Consider the following 2,377-nt stretch of genomic DNA (forward strand, 5'->3'; position numbering starts at 1 on the left):
TGCGCTTGCTTGAGGATGGCCATGATTTGGCTATCAGTAAAACGGGAGTTTTTCATCGAATTTCCTTTTAAATCAAACAACTTAGAAATTCTACTTTTAACTCAGATTAAGGGGTGGGGGGATTACCATGCGACCCAATTCTTTTCGTTGGGTTTCTGTATTCTCAACAACCATAAAACCTCGAAACATGGATAAATGGCGTTGATTTTCAGCAATTTCAACGATTCGTGCTGGCATAGGTTAACTACTAATCCTAATAATTAATCTTACCAATTGGCGAAACAGTAATCTTGCTACCTTGAGCAGTTTTTAGCGATCCAGCGCTTTTAGTAATATAACTAAATTCATTTGTAGCATCTCTATTTCTTGCATCTACATTAGCCTCGTGATGTTCGGCAAAATATATCGTTCCATTTCCAGCAATTTTGACAACACGCATAATCTTTTTAACCCCATCAATTTTTAACTGGACGTAGTCATTAATCATTAATCGCATTACTAGAGGTTTTCCAGATTGGCTTGAGGTTGAATTGTTTAATTGCTTGACCCCTGCAACTTCGCCAAGTTGTCTAATCGCTTGATAAGCCTCAAAAGTACTTATAACATCACTGTGCCATTTCCCTTTTTCGTCTTGCCAAATTTCAATACAATAATTACTTCCACCAACATAGCCTTTATAAGCAATTGGATTTCCATTAGCATCAACTCCATGTCGATTTTTATTATTGGTGCTATTAATCTCGACCACCTTCTTATTGGCAAATTCACGACTGCGTTGGGTACTCCCTTCTTCCCGAACTCTTCTAGTGACCGTTCCATTATTTCGTAAGCCCCAAGCAGTTTCTTCGTGCATTGCTCCTTGATAACCGTGATCTGGTTTATGGCTTATAACGATGTGTTTTAAACCACGTTCAACATGTTCCCGATATGTTTCCCATGGAAGGGGCATATTTTCAACTAATCGGTTAAGTTGCAGGCTCTTAGCTTTTGCACTAGCTTGAGAAAATCGTTGCAATAATCCTTGATCCGTAATGCCAATCACAGCAGCATCTAAAGCATGATGGCGATGGTCATCTCTATTTTTGGTAGTATCCCCTGACAGAAACTGGTTTAAACCAAAAGTACCTCGCAGCAGAGCGGTCATTCGTCCCGGTATAGCCCTTACTCTATTGGGCGGGCAAATTAAGGATAAATACTCCTTTGCAATTCTTGATAAATAGGCAGTGTCATTTAAAGACCTCGCTATAAAATCTTTATCCTCTTTTAACCACCGCTCATAACCATCTTTAGCAAAACGTTTCCCTTTATTTTTTGACATACATGCGGCACGTTGCAATATTGCCTCGTAGTCGTACCCTTTTTCATAGTTTGCACCAAACGCTTCATACGGAGTGTTATTGCCTTTAATTCTGTTAGCACGACTCATGCAAACTGTTTTATTGTTTAGTGAGTCATCTAGAGTTCTAGAGTAAGGCAAGATATGTTCAATCTCCACATCATTAGAAAGTAATTTAGTAATATTTAACTGCTCTCCTGTATAGGGGCAGCAGCGATTAGTTGGATCGTTGGGATTAAGTTCATACCAAAGCTGCATTTTTTGTGACAGATCCCTTCGTTTACTTCGATCAAGCGTATCCGGATTAAGTTTTAATACATCACAGGCTTCTTTGACCAGTTTTTCGTTAAAGTCTTGTTTTACTTTTTGTTCACGTTGGATTTCTAATTTCTTTTCCCGACTTAGCTTCAGGTCTCGAGTGACTTCGACAACAACTTCGCTAGGATGACCGTAACGTTTAATAATGGCATTGACTACCTTACGCAGTTCATTAAGACCAATATGTACTGTTGGGTTAGCAATTTTTCCAAAGCGCTCTTCATCGTTGCGAGGGTTATCTTTAGCAAAGGCAACGTGCCTTCTTAGGGGTTCGCCATAGTAGGGTAAGGCTTGCATAATCTCTCCAGTAACTTGAGCATGGGAGAGGGTGCTATGCGATTCAAAGCCTGCCGCAAGAACCGCTTTATCGTAAGTCATTACTTGTTTTATTAACTGAGGAAGGATTTTGTCTAATGCAGCTTTGCTGAGGTTGCCATAACCTTCAGGGAGCGATGTATTGGCAGTATTTTCAGCCGCTGACTCGTCTAAATGATATTTATTCATTAACCAACTAATTGCAATTTTTTCACTTGGCTCATTTAAAAGACGTTCAACAATATTGTCTTGTTCGGATAAAGTTAATGCATACCAAGACTGAGGGTGTCCCATATTTTGTGTAAACGGGGTTCGTTTACTACAGAGGGATTCTCTCCTCATACTTAATACTAAACTGATTTAATGCACCCTTCCAATCTCTGATGGGCATACTCCACTTTTGGCTGA

Annotated in this window: 2 protein-coding genes; both read right to left on the bottom strand. The window is 39.5% G+C overall.

The window, feature by feature from the left end:
• Positions 1-96: 96 nt before the first annotated feature.
• The gene (locus LZT22_RS12620; RefSeq protein ID WP_233925655.1) at positions 97-237 is read right to left on the bottom strand and encodes a hypothetical protein; all 141 of its coding nucleotides are present in this window, start codon (positions 235-237) and stop codon (positions 97-99) included.
• Between the two features lie 16 nt (positions 238-253).
• Complete coding sequence (gene cas9 / locus LZT22_RS12625; protein ID WP_233925656.1) at positions 254-2,263, bottom strand: type II CRISPR RNA-guided endonuclease Cas9; 2,010 nt, start codon at positions 2,261-2,263, stop codon at positions 254-256.
• Positions 2,264-2,377: the final 114 nt, after the last annotated feature.

It is taken from the genome of Polynucleobacter sp. IMCC 29146, from assembly GCF_021395195.1.
GTDB lineage: Bacteria > Pseudomonadota > Gammaproteobacteria > Burkholderiales > Burkholderiaceae > Polynucleobacter.

Bases quoted from the DNA above. Each gene is read 5' to 3' on its own strand.
- LZT22_RS12620 (WP_233925655.1), bottom strand. From the start codon at position 237: ATGCCAGCACGAATCGTTGAAATTGCTGAAAATCAACGCCATTTATCC.
- cas9 (WP_233925656.1), bottom strand. From the start codon at position 2,263: ATGGGACACCCTCAGTCTTGGTATGCATTAACTTTATCCGAACAAGAC.